At 25.3% G+C, this 3,464-nt stretch carries 3 protein-coding genes and 1 pseudogene; all 4 read right to left on the reverse strand.

Going from position 1 to position 3,464, the window contains the following annotated elements:
- The coding region (locus tag Q0V09_RS09360; RefSeq protein WP_297488843.1) for a SurA N-terminal domain-containing protein at positions 1–934 on the reverse strand (934 nt) is incomplete at its 3' end.
- A gap of 34 nt (positions 935–968) precedes the next feature.
- Positions 969–2,354, reverse strand: coding sequence for a sigma-54 dependent transcriptional regulator (locus Q0V09_RS09365; protein WP_297406712.1), 1,386 nt, complete (start codon positions 2,352–2,354; stop codon positions 969–971).
- A 311-nt stretch (positions 2,355–2,665) separates the two neighbouring features.
- Positions 2,666–3,274: a TetR/AcrR family transcriptional regulator gene (locus tag Q0V09_RS09370; protein WP_297488846.1), complete on the reverse strand. Its 609-nt coding sequence runs from the start codon at positions 3,272–3,274 to the stop codon at positions 2,666–2,668.
- 12 nt (positions 3,275–3,286) lie between these two features.
- Positions 3,287–3,464: pseudogene (locus Q0V09_RS09375) on the reverse strand (site-2 protease family protein); the annotation flags it as partial.

Here is a 3,464-nt window from a genome sequence, read left to right on the forward strand (position 1 = left end):
TTGAATACAGCCCTTGTATAGCCTCATTTATTTCCATATCTAAAGGTAAATATTTTTTTACAATAACTCCTTTAGTTTCAGCTTCTTTTAAAAGAGCTATTTCTGATGTTAAAGATTTTTTTGCTTCAACTTTAGATTTTTCTAAGTCACCTTTATTAGCAATAATACTTCCTAATATCTTTTTAGCATAATCTAAATTTGTTACAGTAACTCCTTCAATTACAAATTCTTTCTTTTCTAAATACTCTTTATAATTTTGAGATACATCTGTTATCTTCATATTTTCTTTAGCTTTTGCTAAATCAATTGCATATTTTTCAGAACCTTTTTGAGTTTTTAAAGTAGTTTCTATTTGACCCTTTACATCATTTAATGATTTTCCGTTATACATAGTATATTTGTACTCATTATAATATTTTTCTATTTCAGTTGGCGTTACTTTAATATTATCGTTTATTTCAGAAATTACTTTTTGAATTAATAAACTTTCTCTTATTTCATTTTCTAAAGTTTTTGTTGTGTATCCTTGTGCCATAATAGCTCTTTTAAACTCTTTCGTTGTTTTGAAATTAGCTTTGATTTTATCAATCTGCTCATCTATTTCAGAACTAGAAATTTTTAATTTTAACTCTTTAGCCATTTTCAACGTTAATTCTTTATTAATTACTTCATTAAAACCAATAACATTCATAACTTCTGGATTAACTGTAAATCCTAAGTATCTGTTATAATTTTCTGATAAAATAGCCATTGTTCTTTGCGTTTCCATCTGAGTCACTTTTTCACCATTTAACTTAAATGCTATTTGAGAATTTGTGGCTGCTGAATGTCCTTGAAAAGACATTGCATACCCTGCTACTAAACTTATTAAAAAGAATATTGTTACTACCCAGATTACTGGTTTCATATTTTTTCTAAACTTTCTAATTGCCATTCTTTTAAACCCTCCAGAAAAATTTTATAAGTTTTTACTTTATATCTAATCCATATTTTCTTATTTTTTCATATAATGTTGTTCTTCCTATTCCTAATAATTTAGAAGTCTCTTGTTTGTTCCATCTAGTTTTTTGAAGAGCCATTGCTATTACAACTTTCTCAACATCATCTAAAGCATATATTTCTTGCTCTAATATATTTTTTAAAGGTCCTACTCCAATTACAGTTTTATTTTCAACTGTATCAGATTTCATTTTTATTTCTAATGGTAAATCTTCTACTCCAATATTTCTATCACTACAAAGAATAACCATTCTTTCTATCATATTTTTTAACTCTCTAATATTTCCAGGATAAGAGTATTCCATTAAGTACTTCATAGCTTCTCCAGAAATTAAAGGTATCTCTCTTCTTAAATCTTTCACTATTTTATTTAAGAAATAGTTAGCTAAAATAGGGATATCATCTTTTCTATCTTTTAAAGGTGGAACTTCGATTGGGAATGCAGTTAATCTATGATATAAATCTTTTCTGAATTTTCCTTTTTCTGTTTCCTCTTTTAAATCTTTATTTGAAGATACAATAAATCTAACATCTACTCTTCTTGATTTATTTCCTCCAACTCTTCTAAATTCACCATATTCGATCACTCTTAAAACTTTCGCTTGAGCTTTTAAGTCCATAGCAGAAATTTCATCTAAGAATATTGTTCCGCCATCTGCATCTTCTAATATTCCTTTTTTACTTGTAGTAGCTCCTAAAAACGCTCCTCTTTCATAACCAAATAATTCTCTTTCAATTAAATCTTCAGGTAATGAAGCACAAGAAATTGTAATATAATTTTCTTTTCTTCTATCACTTTTCTTAAATATTTCTTTTGCAATTAACTCTTTTCCTACTCCATTTTCACCATTTATTAAAACAGTCAAGTCACTTTCTGCAACTTTTTCAATTAAGTTCTTAACTTCTTTAATTCTTGTAGACTGACCTATAATTTCATTTTCATCTTCTGTATCAGAAAGCTTCTCTTCTAACTTTCTTTTTTCTTTTACTATTTCTAAGTTTCTTAATGCAGGTATCATTATTCTATTCATTTCTTTAGCATCTACTGGCTTTATTAAATAATTATATATATCTGCTTCTTTCATTTCTTGAATTAAAGTTTCATTTTCTTCTTCTAATAATCCAACTACAACGAAATCTTTACCTATACCATTTAATTTTCTCTTTGCTTCTGAGAAATTAAACCAAGTTAAATACTCATCTAATAAAACAATATCAAAGTCACTCTCTCTTAACATATCTAAAGCATCTAATAAATTATTAAATGTTATTATTTCATAAATATCTGATAAAGCTTTTCTCACTTGCTTTAATGTTTCTTTTCTTTCTGAAACAACTAATATTGATTTTTTCATTCCATTCCTCCTGTTTTTTCTATTTTCGTTAACAATGTATTATAATTGATATTTTGTAATTTTTCAAGACTTTTTTTGAAATATCGTGTTCAAATTTATTCCAAAGAGTTTGAGGATGAATACTTACCATACAGCACTGGTTATGTCCCAAATAAAAAATTAGTAATAAAATACTATTTTTTTATACATCTCTCCCCATATTTGCTACATTCTTTGTAAATTTCATCCTCATTAATTTTTTTTCTTCAATTTTTTAAACAGTTACTCTTATATTTAAACATTTGTTCTATAAATTTACTAAAATCCTTTTTTTATTTTAAAATTTCTTTAAAAAACAGATTAAAAAACAGTTCAATCTCTTTATCCAAATTTATTTGAGAATATTTATAAACCATTTTTTTATAAGACTCTTCATCTTTAACTACAATTCCTGTTTGATTTATTAAAATAGTTAATAATCTTGTTAAAGATGCTGTTATAAATTGTTTTATCTTTTCTATTTCCACTTGGTACTCATCCTTTAAATACTTTTTATTTTCATCAAAGAACTCCCCAAAGAAAATGTCTTTCTTCATATATTCATCTTTAGTTAAATTAATTTCTCCATTTTCATATATTTTAGAAAATAAAAACAAATTATATCTATCATCTTTTAAATCTATTCTTCTTTTTATGAAAAGTTTAATTTTATCATTAAAAGATAAATTTAATATTTTCATATTTTCAATAAATTCTTCTCTACTTAAAACTGAATCTTCTATAATATCCTCTAATAAAACCTCTTTACTTTTGTAATAATAATACATTCCACCTTTTGCGATTCCCATAGAAGAAGCTATATCTTCTATTTTTGTATTTCTTATACCATTTGCAGCAAATAATATTGTTGCCACTCTCTTTATTCTTTCTTTTTTATTCAACTAAAATTTCACCTACCTACCAAATATATTAAAAACATCATTTCCTGTAGCAAAAATTATAAGTCCAAATAAGATTATCATTCCTACCATATGAACTCTTTCTTCTAATTTCTTATTAACTTCAATTCCTAATAATTCTAAAATAACAAAAACAATTCTCCCTCCATCTAAAGCAGGAAACGGAAGAAAA

The organism is uncultured Cetobacterium sp., assembly GCF_947039425.1.
In the GTDB taxonomy this organism is placed as follows: Bacteria; Fusobacteriota; Fusobacteriia; order Fusobacteriales; family Fusobacteriaceae; genus Cetobacterium_A.

What these genes read in the sequence shown, in the direction of transcription:
- Q0V09_RS09365 (WP_297406712.1), bottom strand. Translation starts at nt 2,354, where the DNA reads ATGAAAAAATCAATATTAGTTGTTTCAGAAAGAAAAGAAACATTAAAG.